The organism is Tateyamaria sp. ANG-S1 (assembly GCF_000814025.1).
Lineage (GTDB): Bacteria > Pseudomonadota > Alphaproteobacteria > Rhodobacterales > Rhodobacteraceae > Tateyamaria.
Genome location: NZ_JWLL01000005.1, coordinates 108,537 through 124,530, shown reverse-complemented (window position 1 = coordinate 124,530; position 15,994 = coordinate 108,537). Strand labels below are relative to the sequence as shown.

The window sequence follows — 15,994 nt, the reverse complement described above, 5'->3', positions numbered from 1 at the left end:
TCAGTGCGCTTTGGCCCAATTCTGCCCCTGACCTGCGTCCACCGTCAACTTGACATCCAGATGCACGACGGGATCATTCGCGCTTTCCATAATCTCTTTGGCCACGGCGATCAGGTCATCGACGGCCGCATCATCCACCTCGAACAGCAGTTCGTCATGGACTTGCAGCAGCATGGCGGCGGGCAGATCCTTGATCGCGTCGGGCATCCGGATCATCGCGCGGCGGATGACGTCTGCTGCGGTGCCCTGGATCGGTGCATTGATCGCCGCGCGGGCGGCGAAGCCTGCGCGGGGGCCTTTGGAGGCGATCTCGGGCGTGTGGATTTTGCGCCCGAAGAGAGTCTGGACGTAGCCGTGTTCTTTGGCAAATGCCTTGGTGTTGTCCATGTAGGTGCGGATACCGGGGAAGCGTTCAAAATAGCGGTCGATGAATCCCTGAGCCTCGCTGCGCGGGATGCGCAGGTTGCGGGCAAGGCCGAAGCCGGAGATGCCGTATATGACGCCGAAGTTGATCGCCTTGGCCTGGCGGCGGATTTCGGGGGTCATTTCGTCGAGCGGAACGTCGAACATCTCTGACGCCGTGAGCGCGTGGATGTCGATGCCGTCTTTGAACGCCTGTTTCAGTTCCGGAATGTCGGCGATGTGGGCGAGGATGCGCAGTTCGATCTGGGAGTAATCGAGTGCTACGAGGGTCTTGCCCGGCTCGGAGACGAACGCCTCGCGGATGCGGCGCCCCTCTTCCGTACGGATTGGTATGTTTTGCAGGTTGGGGTCGGTCGAGGCGAGACGCCCTGTGGACGCGCCCGCGATGGAATAGGACGTGTGGACGCGTCCGGTTTCTGTATTGATGTGGTCCTGAAGCGCGTCGGTGTAGGTGGATTTCAGTTTGCTGATCTGCCGCCAGTCGAGCACGCGACCGGGGAGTTCATGTTCGGTCGCGAGGTCTTCGAGCACGTCGGCACCTGTGGCGTAAGCGCCTGTTTTACCTTTCTTTCCGCCTTCGATCCCCATTTCGTCGAAGAGGATTTCGCCAAGCTGTTTGGGGGAGCCGACGTTGAATTTGCGGCCTGCGAGTTCGTAGATTTCATCCTCAAGCCCCGCCATCTTCTGGGCGAAGGCGTTGGACATGCGCGAGAGCGTGTCGCGGTCGACTTTGATGCCGGACCGCTCCGTGGACGCCAGCGTATGGACCATGGGCCGTTCGAGGGTTTCGTAGACTTTCGTGACCTGAACGCGGTGCAATTGCGGCTTGAACAGTTGCCAGAGGCGGAGGGTGATGTCGGCGTCTTCGGCGGCATACGCCACCGCATCCGCCACAGGCACCTGATCGAAGGTTTTGGCTGATTTACCGGAGCCGAGCAGCGGTTTAATCGGGATCGGCGTGTGGCCGAGATAGCGTTCGGAGAGCGTGTCCATGCCGTGATTGTGCAGCCCGCCGTGCATGGCGTAGGACATCAGCATTGTGTCGTCGATCGGGGCGACGTGGATGTTCAGACGCGCGAATATCTTGGCGTCGTATTTCATGTTCTGGCCGATTTTGATGATGCTGTCGTCTTCTAGTACCGGCTTCAGCATCTCTAGCGCTTGTTCGAGCGGCATCTGCCCTTCGGCCAGATCGTCGGAGCCAAAGAGGTCATCGCCGCCCTGTTTGTGCGTCAAAGGGATGTAGCAGGCGTGGCCGGGGTTCACGGCAAGCGAGATACCCACCAGATCGGCGATCATTTCATTTAGGCCGGTGGTTTCGGTGTCCACAGCCACCCAGCCCCGTTCATAGATCAGGTCAATCCATGTCTGCAGTTGGTCGATGTTCTGGACGTGTTCATAGGTGGCATCCTCGAAACTGGGCGCTTCGGGCGCATCCTGCGCTGCCGGGGCGGGTTCCTTGATCTCGGGCGCTTCGACCCCAAGCTGGTCGGCGATGCGCTTGGTGAGCGTGCGGAATTCCATCTCTGCAAGGAAGGGCATGAGTTGGTCGGGCTTTGGATCCTGTACCTCAAGGTCATCTAGCGTGAAGTCGAGCGGCGTGTTTTCGTCCAGCCGGACCAGGTCGCGCGACAGGCGGATCTGGTCGGCGTGGTCGATAAGTGTCTGGCGGCGCTTGGGTTGCTTGATCTCTTCTGCGCGTTCCAGCAGCGCGTCGAGGTCGCCATACTCGTTGATCAGGAGAGCGGCTGTTTTGACGCCGATGCCCGGCGCGCCGGGCACGTTGTCGACGCTGTCACCGGCCAGTGCCTGCACGTCCACCACGCGGTTGGGATAGACGCCGAATTTCTCGAACACACCGTCGCGGTCGATGCGGTTATTCTTCATCGCGTCGAACATCTCGACCCCGTCGCCGACAAGTTGCATCAGGTCCTTGTCGGAGGAAATGATGGTGACGCGCCCCCCGGCTTCGCGCGCCTGCACGGAAAGGGTGGCGATGATGTCGTCGGCCTCGTAGCCTTCCTTCTCCTTGCAGGCGATGTTGAAGGCTTCGGTGGCCTGCCGGGTCAGCGGGATCTGCGGGCGCAGATCCTCGGGCATGGCCTCGCGGTTGGCCTTGTATTGGTCGTACATGTCGTTGCGGAAGGTGTGGCTGCCCTTGTCAAAGATCACCGCGACATGGGTCGGCGCGTCAGGGCCGTGGTTCCCTTCGACATACTTATAGAGCATGTTACAGAAGCCGGAGACTGCGCCGATTGGCAAACCATCCGATTTGCGGGTCAGCGGCGGCAGCGCATGGTAGGCGCGAAAGATAAAGGCCGAGCCGTCGATCAGATGCAGGTGACATCCCTTACCAAAGCCCATGTGATCCGCCCTCTTGTCTGTCTGCGTCCCGGTGATGTGCCACGAATCCCGAAAAGGTAAAAGCACAAGCGTTTTGTTAACCCGGATTTGCCAAGACAGGCGCATGACTGCGATGAACCGCCTGGGTGATGTGACGGATGTATTGGGCCAGCAATCCGGGGCAACCGGTATTGCAGCCCGTGTTGAATTGTTGCGGGCCGTCGACATGATCCGGTCGCATTGCGCGCGCGCGGCGCTGTATTGTGCGGCGGGCATGTTGTTCGATACTGCGGAGGATCACCAGAAATGCGTGGAAGGTATTCAGCGCGCCATGCCTGGTGCCCATTCCGGGGTACGCATACTGGTCGGCACACAGCCCGAGCGCGGGATTGATCCTGGCGCCTTGAACTGGTTGCGTCAAACGGTGGCCGATATGCCGGAGAGTATCGAGGTCATGCGCCGCTTTGTTGCCATGGTGACGGATGTTATCCGCCATTTCGAAGCGGGCACGAGCGATCCGTCGCACTTGCGCGCATTGACCCGATTTGCTGCGACAGACTTTAACCAGCACTTCGCCAAGCTGGTCAACACACTGAGTGCCGAGTTGCACGGCGATCGCGTGGAGCGTCGCGCCACCGCGAACAAGACGGGCGAGAGCGCCCGCAACGCCTTGCAGGAAATCAGCGAGATTTCGCAGAATGTCGGTCTGATCGCGATCAATGCCTCGATTGAGGCGGCGCATGTGGGCGAGCAGGGCCGCGGCTTTGCCATCATTGCGACCGAGATTCGGGAGCTTTCGGAAAAGATCGAGCAAGCGAATGCGCGCGTGCAGGCGCAGGTGGATGCACTGATCTGTCAGGTGATCGACGATTGAGCGCTGCTTCGCGCCATATCTAGGGCCACTCATGCCGCTACACCTGCAAGTGCCAAATGACTTGTGTATTGATCACACGTTGGGCAGGGCGCACCCGTGGCTGTGTGCGGGCCCGTCGCTCGAGTATCACCGGAGCATACGAAGCATCACGTCCGACGTCGCGATATACGCTTAGCCGTCCGCCTCGTCTGCATAGACATATTTGCAGTCGCAATAGGGGCATTCGACCCAGCCGATGTCCTCGGGGATCTGCAGCCAGACACGCGGGTGTCCCAGCGCCCCTTCACCTCCGTCGCAGGCCACGCGATGCGTGTGGACCATCTTGGTTTCCGGCGCGTCGATGGGCATTTTGGCTATCCTTGGCTTGGGGCGCGTGCGGGCGCGTTTATGGGCCAAGGCGGCAGGCCAGACAAGGGGTTACGGTGCACGATCCGCACGCGCCAGGTAGCAGTTGTTGCGGGCAGAGCGCACGTGGACATAGGCGACTTGCGGATCGGCAAATATGGCCGCGATCCGGTTTGTGATTTCAGTGCGTGGCGTCACCGAACCGGTGCCATAGACGATGCGGTCATCGACCCCGTATCCCTTGAGCAGATAGTCCGGCGACGTGGTCAATATCGGCGGCAGGTCAACGTCACCCCCACGGGCACACGGATCGGCACATAGAAAGATTGGCCCAACCTCGGCATAAGGGTGCGCACCGTCAAACGGCTTGTGCGCGAGGACCAGCATTTCCGCGCCTTCGGGCACATTCTGCAGACAGTGTCGGCACGGATTGCCGGACCCGTTCGAGATATGGCGCTCGGGCGGGTTGCCATGGGCGTCGGGTGCACCCGCACGGTAAGCGTCAACGATGTCGGTGGGCAGGGCTGAAAATCTGGGCATGAAGAACTCCTTTGACCCGTGAAAACCACGGACGAAGGCGCGGATCGACCCGAATGCTGCGCAACCGGTCTTGGTTAGGGCGACCGGTCCGAATTCCCTGTTTAAAAAAATCCCGGGGGGGCGCGTCAGCGCGGGGGCTGGCCCTCTCCAACGCTTCAAACGAGAACAAAAAGTGAATATACTGGTGCCCTGCTGCCACCGAATCTGCTGTTTCCATGTTCGCCGAACTGTCGATCACGTCGAATTTCACCTTCCTCACCGGGGCCTCGCACCCGGAAGAATACGTGAACCGTGCCGCCCTGATCGGGATGGAGGCGATCGCCATTGCCGACGACAATTCGGTGGCAGCGATCGTCCGCGCCCATACGCAGGCCAAGGCAATCGCCCGCAGTGTCAAGGAACGGCAGGAGTTCGACGCAATCCACGGGTTGATCGGCCCGCCCCGGCCGGATCACGTGCCCGCCCCACCCAGCGCGCCCGTCACGGTGGTGCCGCGCCTGATCCCCGCTGCACGGTTGATGTTTTCCGATGCGCCGCCGATCACGGTCCTGCCCGTGAATAGGCAGGGCTGGCGGTCGCTGTGCCGTATCATCTCCAAGGGACGCCGCACTGCGGAGAAGGGGGCGTGCAATCTCCAACTGAGTGATTTGGAAGAGTTTGCAGACGGTCTTCACCTGCTGCTTTGGCCACAGGTGGAAACGGTGCAGGGCGGCGCGGTTGACTGGATGCAAACCGCGAAACGGCTGACGCGCCGCTTTGCCGGGAACATCCATGTGCTCCTGCGCCCACGCTATGACGGGCGCGATACGGCGCGCTTTGACTGGATCGCAGATCAGGCGCGCGCGCTGGGTCTGCCCACCATCGCCTCTGCCGCGCCGCGCATGCACCACGGGGGGCGTCGCAAGCTCGCGGACGTGGTCAGTGCGATCCGCCTGAAATGCCGCGTCGATGCGTTGGGCCGCGCAGCGCTCAGCAATGGCGAGGGGCGGCTCAGGAGCGAGGCGGACATGCTGCGCCTCTTTGCCGGGCATGAAGAGGCGGTGCATCGGTCCGGTGCGTTGGTCGCGCGCCTCGACTTCTCGCTTGACCAGTTGCGCTATGAATACCCGTCCGAGATCACCCAGAACGAGACGCCCAGCCAGCGGCTCGAACGCCTTGCTTATGAGGGGCTGAAATGGCGCTACCCGTCCGGCGCGCCGGAAAAGGCAAAGACCCTGCTGCGCCACGAACTCGACCTGATCGCCAAGCTGAAATACGAACCCTATTTCCTGACCGTCCGTGACATCGTCCACTTCGCCCGATCCCGTGGCATTCTGTGTCAGGGGCGCGGGTCAGCGGCGAATTCGGTGGTGTGCTATTGCATGGGCATCACCAGCGTCAGCCCCGAGATGGGGACCATGGTGTTCGAGCGTTTCGTCTCCGAAGCCCGCGACGAGCCGCCCGACATCGACGTCGATTTCGAACATGAACGGCGCGAGGAGGTCATCCAGCATATCTATGAACGCTATACCCGCGAACGTGCGGGTCTGTGCGCGACGGTCGTGCATTACCGGGGCAAGCGCGCCATCCGCGAGGTGGGCCGCGCCATGGGGCTGACCGAGGATACGATTTCCGCGCTCAGTTCGCAGCTTTGGGGCTTCTTTTCCACCAAGGGGTTGGAGGCGGAGCGCATGGCCGAGATCGGCCTTGATTTTAATGACAGGCGGCTGCAGCAAACCATCGAACTGGTTTATGAGATCAACGGCTTTCCAAGGCACCTGTCCCAACATGTGGGCGGCTTCATCATCACCGAGGGGCGGCTGGACGAGTTGGTGCCCATCGAAAACGCCACGATGGAGGATCGCACCGTCATCTGTTGGGACAAGGATGACATCGACAGCCTTGGTATCCTGAAGGTCGATGTGTTGAGCCTTGGCATGCTGACCTGCATCCGCAAGGCGTTCGACCTGCTCAAGATGCACCACCATCAGCACTACACCCTCGCCACCCTGCCGCAGGAGGATCCCCGTGTCTATGACATGCTCTGTGAGGCGGACAGCATCGGGGTGTTTCAGGTCGAAAGCCGGGCGCAGATGAACTTCCTGCCCCGAATGCGGCCGCGCAATTTCTATGATCTGGTGATCGAGGTCGCGATCATCCGCCCCGGCCCCATTCAGGGCGACATGGTGCACCCCTACATCCGGCGCCGGAACGGAGAGGAGGAGGTCAGTTTCCCCTCGGACGAATTGGGCGCGGTGCTGGGCAAGACGCTGGGCGTGCCGCTGTTTCAGGAACAGGCGATGCAGATCGCTATCGTGGGGGCGGGGTTCACCCCTGATCAGGCGGACCGGCTGCGGCGGTCGCTGGCGACGTTCAAGAAACACGGGAGCGTCAGCGAATTCCGCGCCCTGTTCCTGCGGGGCATGCGCAAGAACGGCTATGACGATGATTTTGCCGAGCGGTGTTTTTCGCAGATCGAAGGTTTCGGGTCCTACGGCTTCCCCGAAAGCCACGCGGCGAGTTTTGCGCTGCTGGTCTACGCCTCAAGCTGGATCAAGTGTCACCATCCGGGCATCTTTGCCTGCGCGCTGATGAATTCGCAGCCTATGGGGTTCTATGCTCCGGCGCAGATCGTGCGCGATGCGCGCGAACATGGGGTCGAGGTGCGGCCGATCTGCGTGAATGCGAGTTTCTGGGACAACGTGATGGAGCCGGATGGCAAGGGCGGTCTCGCCCTGCGCCTTGGGTTCCGGCAGATCAAAGGGCTGAATGAAGAAGATGCCGAATGGATTACGGTCGCCCGTGGCAATGGCTATCAGTCGGTGCAGGACATCTGGCGCCGGGCGGGGGTGGGCGTGACGGTGATCGAACGGCTGGCCGAGGCAGATGCCTTTGCCGGGGTAGGCATCAACCGACGCGACGCGCTGTGGCAGGCCAAGGCCATCGCGCCCGGTCCCGCGCTGCCGCTTTTTGCCAAGGATCTGGATGGCGAGGTGGTGGACGAGCCCGCAGCGCTTTTGCCCGAGATGACGCTGGGCGAAGAGGTGGTCGAGGATTACGTGTCCACCCGCCTGACCCTGCGCGCCCATCCCGTGGGCCTGTTGCGCCATATCCTGACGCCGGGTGCGGCACCGATGGAGGTGCTGTCAGCAACGCGGGCAGCGCCCGATTTGTCAAAGATCAGTTTCACCCGTGGTAACCCGGATTGAGAGGACGTGCATGACACTCGACACCTACAAGGCCCGGTCGGGCACATTCATCCCGGTTTGGACGCTCGAAATACAGACACTGCCCGAAGATACTGACCGCATCCTCGATGCGGTCATGGCGGTGCATCCGCTGGGATATGGTCGGTATCAACGCAATGCCAGCATCTCTGCCGTTGGCATGGAGACTGCGCAGCCTGAAGCCGGGTCAACCACCACAACCCACGTGGACGGGTTCGAGGCAGGCGGGACCGAGACCTATCCCATGGTCGAGTTGAAGATCTCTATCGAGCGGGATGTGGCCGTGCTGGAGAAAGTCATGGATGCGGTGCTGGAGGTGCATCACTACGAAGAGCCGGTGATTTTTCTGCGCGAGGATTGGACGAGCCGCGCAGCTTATGATCCCAATCGCGACAATCCGCATAGGTGGTGGAACAACGGTAAGGGGCTGCCGGAGCGCATCGGCTGAACGGGTCGGAAAATGACGCATTTTTCCGGCACCGCATCGGCTTTCCACGTTGGAAAGTAGACGGCGGCTGCGTCAGTCTCCGGGCGGGTCGAAACGGCTCTGCAGCGTGAAGGCCTCTGGTGTGGCGCCGTTCTTCCGCAGCGCTTGCAGCCGGTCCCACCCGTCTTCCAGCGCCACCCGTGTGCCCCGCTCTGCCCACCACATCACCATGGTCGCACCCTCCGACCGGTCGACCCAATCGCGCAGGGTCTTCATGCCCGCGCGGTGCAGCGCATCGCGGTGGGCAAAGCGGTGCATAGCCTGCGCATCCCGCCACCCGGCCATGGTGAGGATGTGGAAATTGTCCTCCGTTCGTTCCGTTTGCAGGCCCAGCAGATCGTTCATGTCGCCATAGCTGCCATCCGGCATCCGGGCGCCGTGGTTGTGCCAGAACAGGCCGTCATCGGCCTTGGCCCTGGCAAAAATCTTGGGCAGCTCGCCAAAGAAGAACCGGGCATTTGGATGGTCCGCGCTGAACGGTCCCAACGGGCGCACCACGTTCAGGTGCACCAGCATGTGTTTGCTCATGTTCTCCCCCCTCGTCCGGCAGGAGCCTACCGCCTTGCACTGTTCGGGCAAGTGTTCTTTCCAATGACCGGACGGCACGGTAGAACGCGAAACACCACACTGGAAGGACCCCTCAGATGGCACCACCCAAACCCGTTGTTCTGTGCATCATGGATGGCTGGGGCCTGCGCGAGGATGAGGCCGGGAACGCCCCGAAACTGGCCCGCACGCCGACCATCGACCGGATCATGGAGACACGCAGCCATGCCACCCTGATCACGCATGGCCCGGATGTGGGCCTGCCCCGCGGACAGATGGGCAATTCAGAGGTGGGCCATACCAATATCGGTGCGGGCCGCGTGGTTGCCATGGACCTCGGCCAGATTGATCTGGCGATTGAGGATGGCAGTTTCTTTCGCAATCCGCGCCTGACCGACTGGATCAACGCGATCAAGGAGAAAGAGGGGCGTGCGCACCTGATGGGCGTGCTGTCCGATGGTGGTGTGCATGGGCACATCAACCACATGATCGCGGCGGCCAAGGCGTGTACCGACGCCGGCCTGCCCGTGGTTATCCATGCCATCACCGATGGGCGGGATGTGGCGCCGAAATCGGCGCTCACCTATCTGGAAGAGCTGAACGATGCGCTGCCTGCCGGGGCGCGTGTTGTGACCCTGACGGGGCGCTACTATGCCATGGACCGGGACAATCGCTGGGACCGGGTCGAGAGTGCCTTTGCCGCCATGGTCCGTGCCGATGGCCGCGTCGTCGAGACGGCGCAAATGGCAATCGAATCCGCCTATGACGATGACAAGACAGATGAATTCATCCCCGCCGCTGTCATGGATGGCTACAAGGGGGCCAAGGATGGCGATGGGCTCTTCTGCCTGAATTTCCGCGCCGACCGTGCGCGCGAGATCATGGCGGCGATGGGTGATCCTGGCTTTGATGCCTTTGCCCCCGAGGGTCGCCCGGACTGGGCGGGCATCATGGGCATGGCGGATTATTCCGAAGAGCACACGGCCTACATGACAACCGTGTATCCCAAGCCCGAGATCGTGAACACGCTGGGCGCGTGGGTCGCCAAGGCGGGCCTGCGTCAGTTCCGGTTGGCAGAGACCGAGAAATACCCGCATGTCACTTTTTTCCTGAACGGCGGTGAGGAGCAGCCAGAGGCTGGCGAGGACCGCGCGATGCCGAAATCGCCCGCTGTAGCCACCTATGATTTGCAGCCCGAGATGTCCTCGGTCGAGGTGACGGACAAGTTTATCGCTGCAATTGAAGAAGGTTATGACCTGATCGTCGTGAACTACGCCAACCCGGACATGGTCGGCCATACGGGTGATCTGGATGCGGCCATCGCGGCTTGCGAGGCAGTGGATACGGGCCTGGGCCGGGTGCTGCCGGTGCTTGAGGCCGCAGGGGGTGCGATGATCCTGACGGCGGATCATGGCAATTGCGAAACGATGATCGACCCCGAAACCGGTGCGCCGCACACGGCGCATACCACCAACCTTGTGCCTGTTGCTCTGATCGGGGCCGAAGGGGCGATCAAGGATGGCCGTCTTGCCGATCTGGCTCCGACGATCCTGCAATTGATGGGGTTGGAGCAGCCGGTTGAGATGACGGGGCGCAGTCTGATCGAATGAAGTGGCTCTCCGCCTTTCTGCTGTGCGCATCCGCCCTGACCGCTGCCGCGCAGGAAGACGCGGGAGCGTTGGCGCGCGAGGCGGGGGCGCAGCTTGAGGCAGCCTCGGTCCGGTTGGCGGAGGCGGAGACGGCCCGCAACCGCGTGCGGGCGCTGACGGACACGGTCCATGCCTATGAAGCGGGCCTGTCGGCCATGCGTGCGGGCCTGCGCCGGGCGTCTATTCGCGAGGCGCAGTTGCGCCGTCAGTTGCAGGCTCGTGATGCCGAGATCGCGCAGCTTGTGGCAGTTTTACAGACACTTACGCCGGATGAAGCGCCCACAGCCTTCTTGCATCCAGATGGTCCGAATGGCACGGCGCGGGCGGGGATGTTACTGGCGGAGTTGACCCCGGCCCTGAACCAACGTGCAGCACAGCTGCGCCAGGATCTGAGCGACGTGGAAAGCCTGCGGCTTTTGCAAGAGCAGGCGGCAGCGCAATTGCAGACCGGGTTGACCGAGGTGCAAACGGCGCGGTCTGCTCTCAATCAGGCGATGGCGGAGCGGACGGACTTGCCGCAGCGCTTTACCGAAGACCCCGTGCGCACCGCGATCCTGATTGCCTCGGCCGAGACGTTGGATGCGTTTTCCAGCGGGCTGGCCAGCATTGCCGAAGGTGATATCGGCTGGACGCCGCCGGAGATTGATGACCTGATCGGCGAGTTTCCGATGCCTGCGCGGGGTGTGATCTTGCGCCGGGCGGGCGAATCTGATGCCGCTGGGATTGCCCGGCCGGGCGTCCTGCTCGCGACCCGTCCGGGCACCCTGGTCAGCTCGCCGACGGCGGCTACCCTACGCTATGTCGGGCCGCTTCTGGACTTTGGCGCAGTGACCATATTGGAACCGCGCCCGGGCACGCTGATCATTCTGGCGGGGATGGCCGTGAGCTACGGCAAGACCGGTCAGATCATCGCCGCGAGCACGCCTTTGGGCCTGATGGGCGGTCTGCCTGCCCCAAACGCCGCATCAACAGGTGGTGAAGGGGGTAGCGCCGAGCGTTCGGAAACGCTCTATATAGAGGTAAGAGAGAATAATGTGCCAATGGACCCGCTTGAATGGTTCAGCACCGAACAGGATGGATAAGCTGTAATGAAGAAATTCGTGATGGCCGCGTTGGGCGGTACGGTGGCAGGTGTCATTGCAACCACGCAGATTGCAGGACCGCTGCTGGCGCAGGAAAAGGCCGCAAATTCAAATGTGTACGAGCAGTTGGACCTGTTCGGCGACATCTTTGAACGTATCCGCGGCCAATATGTGGAACAGGTCGAACCCAGCGAACTGATCGAGGCGGCGATTGACGGGATGCTAACCTCGCTCGATCCGCATTCGAGCTACCTTTCGCCCGATGATGCGGCGCAGATGCAGGTGCAGACCCGTGGCGAGTTCGGTGGTTTGGGCATCGAAGTCACGCAGGAAGAGGGTTTCATCAAGGTTGTGTCGCCCATCGACTCGACCCCTGCGGCAGAGGCGGGGATCGAAGCGGGTGACTTCATCACCCATGTCGATGGCGAGTCGACGCTTGGCCTGACACTGGACGCAGCGGTGGACAAGATGCGCGGGCCGGTCGGGTCCGAGATCATCATCACCGTGGTGCGTGAGGGCGAGACCGAACCCTTTGACGTGTCCATCATCCGCGACACGATTGAACTGCAAGCCGTGCGCAGCCGGACGCAGGGCGAGACGGTTGTGCTGCGTGTGACGACTTTCAACGACAAGACCACGCCGAACCTGATTTCCAAGCTGGAAGAAGAGGTTGAGGCGCTGGGCGGTATGAACTCCGTGAACGGCTTTGTCCTGGATTTGCGTAACAATCCCGGTGGGTTGCTGACCCAGGCCATCCGCGTATCGGATGCGTTTCTGGACGAGGGCGAGATTGTGTCTACCCGTGGTCGTGACCCCGCCGATGGCGACCGGTTCAACGCGACACCCGGTGATTTGGCGCAGGGCAAACCGATTGTTGTGCTGATCAATGGCGGCTCTGCTTCGGCGTCCGAGATCGTGGCGGGTGCCTTGCAGGACCACCGCCGCGCGATCGTTGTGGGCACCAAGAGCTTTGGTAAGGGATCGGTTCAGACGGTTATGCCGCTGCGCGGGGATGGGGCGATGCGCCTGACCACGGCGCGGTACTACACGCCTTCGGGCCGGTCGATTCAGGCGTTGGGTGTGAGCCCTGACATCGTGGTGGAACAGCCCCGTCGTCGGCCCGCTGAGGACGAGGAAGACGATGCACCCGCAAGCGCAGTTGGGCCCCGGACCGAAGGGGAATTGCGCGGCAGCCTGAACAACGATTCGCTGAGCGAAGACCAGATCAAGCAGATCGAAGCGGACCGCGCCAAGGCGCAGGCGGCGGCGGATCTGCGGGAAGAGGATTATCAGCTGGCCTATGCCATCGATATCCTGAAAGGGCTGAATGCGCTGGGGCCACAAGCACGTAACACGGCGAAGTTGCGGTAGAACGAACAGAGCGCACGGTGGGGTTAACGCACCGTGCGCTTTTTTGTTTGGGGGCAAAGTGCACATTTTGCCCTTGAAACCGCGTGTTTTGAGCCGGGGGAAATGGGCTGTTTTTGCCGGGTTTTGGCGAAACTGCACATTTTGAGGGTCAAACTGCGTGTTTTAGGTCCGGTCGAAAGGCTGTTTTCCGGTCATGAATTGTTAAGGGACCGGGGGCCGTTAACAGAGGTTTCGATTGGGTTAAATTCGGCGGATGGCGGGGTGGAACCCCGCCCTACGGTTTGACTTCGAATGGGGTGAGTTTGGGCCAGTCGAATTCTACGCCGATGCCGGGGGTGTTGGGGGCGACGGCGAGGTGATCCTCGATCACGAGGGGCCGCGTCGTGTAGCGGTCGATTGGGAAGCTGTGCACTTCGAGCCAGCCGCCGTGGGGCTGGCTTGAGACGAGCGAGACGTGCAGTTCCTGCATGCCGTGGCTGCAGACCGGGACATTCGCTTCCTTTGCCATTTTTGCGACTTCGAGCCAGCCGGTAATGCCGAGGCAGTTCGAGGCATCGGGCTGGATGAAATCGACATGAGGCAGGGCGCGGCGGAACTCGTGCAGTGTATGCAGGTTTTCGCCCTGGGCCGTCTTGATGCCGCTGGCTTCGCGGATGGCTGCGAAGTCTTCGAAGTGGTCGGGCTCGATGGGCTCTTCGAACCATTCGATATCGAATGGTCTCATCGCCTTGGCCATGCTGATCGCTTGATCAGTGGTCATGGAATAGTTGGCATCGACCATGAAGGTGATGTCGGGGCCGATGAGGTCGCGGACAGCCTTGATCCGGTCCACGTCTTCAGCCTCGGTCGGTTGGCCGATCTTGATCTTCACGGCGTCGTGGCCGCGGGCGAGGTAGGTGCGGATGCTGTCGAGCAGCTTCGGTAGGTCGAAGCCGAGGTCGATGCCGCCTGCGTAGGCTTTGCAGCGGTCGGATGCGCCGCCTGCGGCCTCAACCAGCGATTGGCTGGTACTTTTCAGTCGTGCGTCCCAGAGGGCGATATCCACAGCCGAGATGGCGAAGGAGAGGATGCCGCCGCGCCCCACATAGTGCAGGTGTTCGTCCATGGCGTGGGTGAGCTGTTCGACGTTGCCCGCGTCTTGCCCGATCAGGAAAGGCGCGAGGTCGTGGGTGATCATTGCTGCCGTCGCGTGCCCGCCGCGCCCGCCATTGTAGGTGTAGCCGGTGCCGGTGCGCCCATCCTCCAGCGTGACCGTTGCCGTGATTAGGTGGAAATGGCTGTGATCGCCGTGCTTGGCATCGACGAGGATTTCGTCGAGCGGGACGGCGAAGAGGCGGGCCTGGACGTCGGTGATCTTAGCCATTGAGGTGCTTGGTTTCCGGCACCGGCGTGATCACGAGGCCGTTGTCGAGATGGCTGATCAGGTTGTCCACCACGAGCGTGCCCATGGCCGCGCGTGTTTCATGCGTGGCGCTGCCCACGTGGGGCAGGAGGATGACGTTGGACATGGATTTGAGCGCGTCGGGGATTTTGGGTTCTTCTTCGAACACGTCGAGTGCTGCGTAGCCGAGTTTGCCCGATTGCAGGGCGGCGACCATGGCCGCCTCGTCAATGACCGATCCGCGGGAGACGTTGATGAGCGTGCCCTCCGGTCCCAGCGCTTCCATTACCTCTGCGTTGACGATGTGGTGGGTCGAGGGACCGCCGGGGGTGATGCAGATGATCACCTCAACCGCCTTTGCCATGTCCACGAGGTTGGCATGGTAGGTGTAGGGCACGTCCTTTTCGCTGCGGGTGTGGTAGTGGATGTCGGCGTTGAACGCCTTGAGCTTGTCCGCGATGGCTTGGCCGATGCGCCCCAGCCCCAAGATGCCGACGCGCCGGTTGTCGGCGCTGCGCGACAGCGGAGCGTTGCCCTGCGTTTCCCAGTTGCCGGAGCGGGCGTGCGCCTCGTCCGCCATGAAGTTGCGGAAGCTGTTGAGCATCAGCATGATTGCGGTGCTTGCCACTTCTGCGTTCAGGACGTCGGGCGTGTGGGTCACGACGATGCCGCGTTCCACGCAGGCGTCGGTGTCGATGGCGTCGTAGCCGACGCCGTAGCTGGCGGCCATTTTGGCGTTGGGGCAGCTGGCGAGGATGTCTGCGGGCACGCCGTCATGGCCGTTGGTGACGATGTGGGTGATTGCCTCGCCCGGGTAGTCGTCGGTGGCCTGGTGGATGGTAAACCGCTCTTCTAAACGGGTGCGCATGGAATCAGTGATGCCGCCGATTTGGAGAAGGTCAGGCATCTTGTTTCACCTCTTGCCGTTGGGTGCCGAGGCCTGCGATTTCAAGCTCCATCACGTCGCCGACCTTGAGGTAGGTTTTGGGGTTCATCCCGTCGCCCACGCCGGGGGGGGTGCCGGTGCTGATCACATCGCCGGGATGCAGGGTGAAGAGGTGCGACAGGTGTTCGATGATCTCGGCCACGGAGAAGATCATGGTCGAGGTGTTGCCGGTCTGCATCCGCTTGCCGTTGACGGAGAGCGACATGTCGAGCGTTTGGGGGTCTTCGACCTCGTCGCGGGTGACGAGATACGGACCCGTAGGTCCGTAGGTGTCGCAGGATTTGCCCTTGGTCCATTGGCCCGTGAGGTTCTGCTGGAATTCGCGTTCGGAGACGTCGTTGACGATGCAGTAGCCTGCAACGTAGTCGAGCGCGTCGGCTTTGGAGACGTATTTGCAGGTCTTGCCGATTACTGCGCCCAGTTCGACTTCCCAGTCGGTGCGTTGTGAGCCGCGCGGCATGACCACGTCGTCATTGGGGCCGACGATGGCGGAGTTTGCCTTGAAGAAAAGGATGGGGTGTTCGGGGATCGGCAGGCCCTGTTCGGCGGCGTGGTCGGAGTAGTTGAGGCCGATGCAGAGGAACTTGCCGATGTTGCCGACGCAGGGGCCGATCCTTGGCGATCCATCGACGGCAGGTAGCGTGGCGGGGTCGATGCTGCGCAGTTTTTCGAGCGTGGCGTCGTCGAGCGTGGCGCCGTGGATGTCGTCGATGTGGGCCGACAGGTCGCGGAGTGTGTCGCCGTCCATGAGGCCGGGTCTTTCGTGACCTACGTCACCGTATCTTACGAGTTTCATGTCTG

13 protein-coding genes are annotated in these 15,994 nt (G+C 61.9%); 6 read left to right on the top strand and 7 right to left on the bottom strand.

Annotated elements, in window-relative coordinates:
- Complete coding sequence (polA, locus tag RA29_RS07915; protein WP_039685844.1) at positions 1-2,787, bottom strand: DNA polymerase I; 2,787 nt, start codon at positions 2,785-2,787, stop codon at positions 1-3.
- A gap of 103 nt (positions 2,788-2,890) precedes the next feature.
- Between polA and RA29_RS07910 the strand changes: the two genes are divergently transcribed.
- Positions 2,891-3,640, top strand: coding sequence for a methyl-accepting chemotaxis protein (locus RA29_RS07910; protein ID WP_039684735.1), 750 nt, complete (start codon positions 2,891-2,893; stop codon positions 3,638-3,640).
- A gap of 171 nt (positions 3,641-3,811) precedes the next feature.
- Here the strand turns inward: RA29_RS07910 and RA29_RS22390 are convergent, their stop codons facing one another.
- Together RA29_RS22390 and RA29_RS07905 are read right to left on the bottom strand one after the other, a co-directional pair.
- Positions 3,812-3,988: a zinc-finger domain-containing protein gene (locus RA29_RS22390; protein ID WP_082029483.1), complete on the bottom strand. Its 177-nt coding sequence runs from the start codon at positions 3,986-3,988 to the stop codon at positions 3,812-3,814.
- A gap of 69 nt (positions 3,989-4,057) precedes the next feature.
- Positions 4,058-4,525, bottom strand: coding sequence for a DUF1203 domain-containing protein (locus RA29_RS07905; RefSeq protein ID WP_039684734.1), 468 nt, complete (start codon positions 4,523-4,525; stop codon positions 4,058-4,060).
- 215 nt (positions 4,526-4,740) lie between these two features.
- Between RA29_RS07905 and RA29_RS07900 the strand changes: the two genes are divergently transcribed.
- The gene (locus RA29_RS07900) at positions 4,741-7,713 is read left to right on the top strand and encodes an error-prone DNA polymerase (protein ID WP_039684732.1); all 2,973 of its coding nucleotides are present in this window, start codon (positions 4,741-4,743) and stop codon (positions 7,711-7,713) included.
- Between the two features lie 10 nt (positions 7,714-7,723).
- Positions 7,724-8,179, top strand: a complete 456-nt coding sequence (locus tag RA29_RS07895; RefSeq protein WP_241462572.1) for a hypothetical protein — start codon at positions 7,724-7,726, stop codon at positions 8,177-8,179.
- A 72-nt stretch (positions 8,180-8,251) separates the two neighbouring features.
- Here RA29_RS07895 and RA29_RS21815 read toward each other — a convergent pair whose 3' ends face one another.
- Entirely contained in the window at positions 8,252-8,746 is a 495-nt protein-coding gene (locus RA29_RS21815) for a DUF3291 domain-containing protein (protein ID WP_082029482.1), read from the bottom strand.
- 116 nt (positions 8,747-8,862) lie between these two features.
- Between RA29_RS21815 and gpmI the strand changes: the two genes are divergently transcribed.
- From gpmI to RA29_RS07875, 3 genes are read left to right on the top strand one after another with little or no spacing between them, the layout of a single operon-like run.
- The gene (gene gpmI / locus RA29_RS07885) at positions 8,863-10,374 is read left to right on the top strand and encodes a 2,3-bisphosphoglycerate-independent phosphoglycerate mutase (RefSeq protein ID WP_039684730.1); all 1,512 of its coding nucleotides are present in this window, start codon (positions 8,863-8,865) and stop codon (positions 10,372-10,374) included.
- Positions 10,371-11,495 (top strand): peptidase M23, encoded by a 1,125-nt coding sequence (locus RA29_RS07880; protein WP_052249544.1) that lies wholly within the window; start codon positions 10,371-10,373, stop codon positions 11,493-11,495. The genes gpmI and RA29_RS07880 overlap by 4 nt, the downstream gene beginning before the upstream one ends.
- A 6-nt stretch (positions 11,496-11,501) precedes the next feature.
- Entirely contained in the window at positions 11,502-12,866 is a 1,365-nt protein-coding gene (locus RA29_RS07875) for a S41 family peptidase (RefSeq protein WP_039684728.1), read from the top strand.
- A 274-nt stretch (positions 12,867-13,140) separates the two neighbouring features.
- Here RA29_RS07875 and RA29_RS07870 read toward each other — a convergent pair whose 3' ends face one another.
- From RA29_RS07870 to RA29_RS07860, 3 genes are read right to left on the bottom strand one after another with little or no spacing between them, the layout of a single operon-like run.
- On the bottom strand, positions 13,141-14,229 hold the full coding sequence (locus RA29_RS07870; protein WP_039684727.1) for a mandelate racemase/muconate lactonizing enzyme family protein: 1,089 nt from the start codon (positions 14,227-14,229) through the stop codon (positions 13,141-13,143).
- Complete coding sequence (locus RA29_RS07865; RefSeq protein ID WP_039684725.1) at positions 14,222-15,154, bottom strand: 2-hydroxyacid dehydrogenase; 933 nt, start codon at positions 15,152-15,154, stop codon at positions 14,222-14,224. Before RA29_RS07865 ends, RA29_RS07870 begins: the two co-directional genes overlap by 8 nt.
- On the bottom strand, positions 15,147-15,989 hold the full coding sequence (locus RA29_RS07860) for a fumarylacetoacetate hydrolase family protein (RefSeq protein ID WP_039684723.1): 843 nt from the start codon (positions 15,987-15,989) through the stop codon (positions 15,147-15,149). The genes RA29_RS07865 and RA29_RS07860 overlap by 8 nt, the downstream gene beginning before the upstream one ends.
- Between the last annotated feature and the right edge of the window lie 5 nt (positions 15,990-15,994).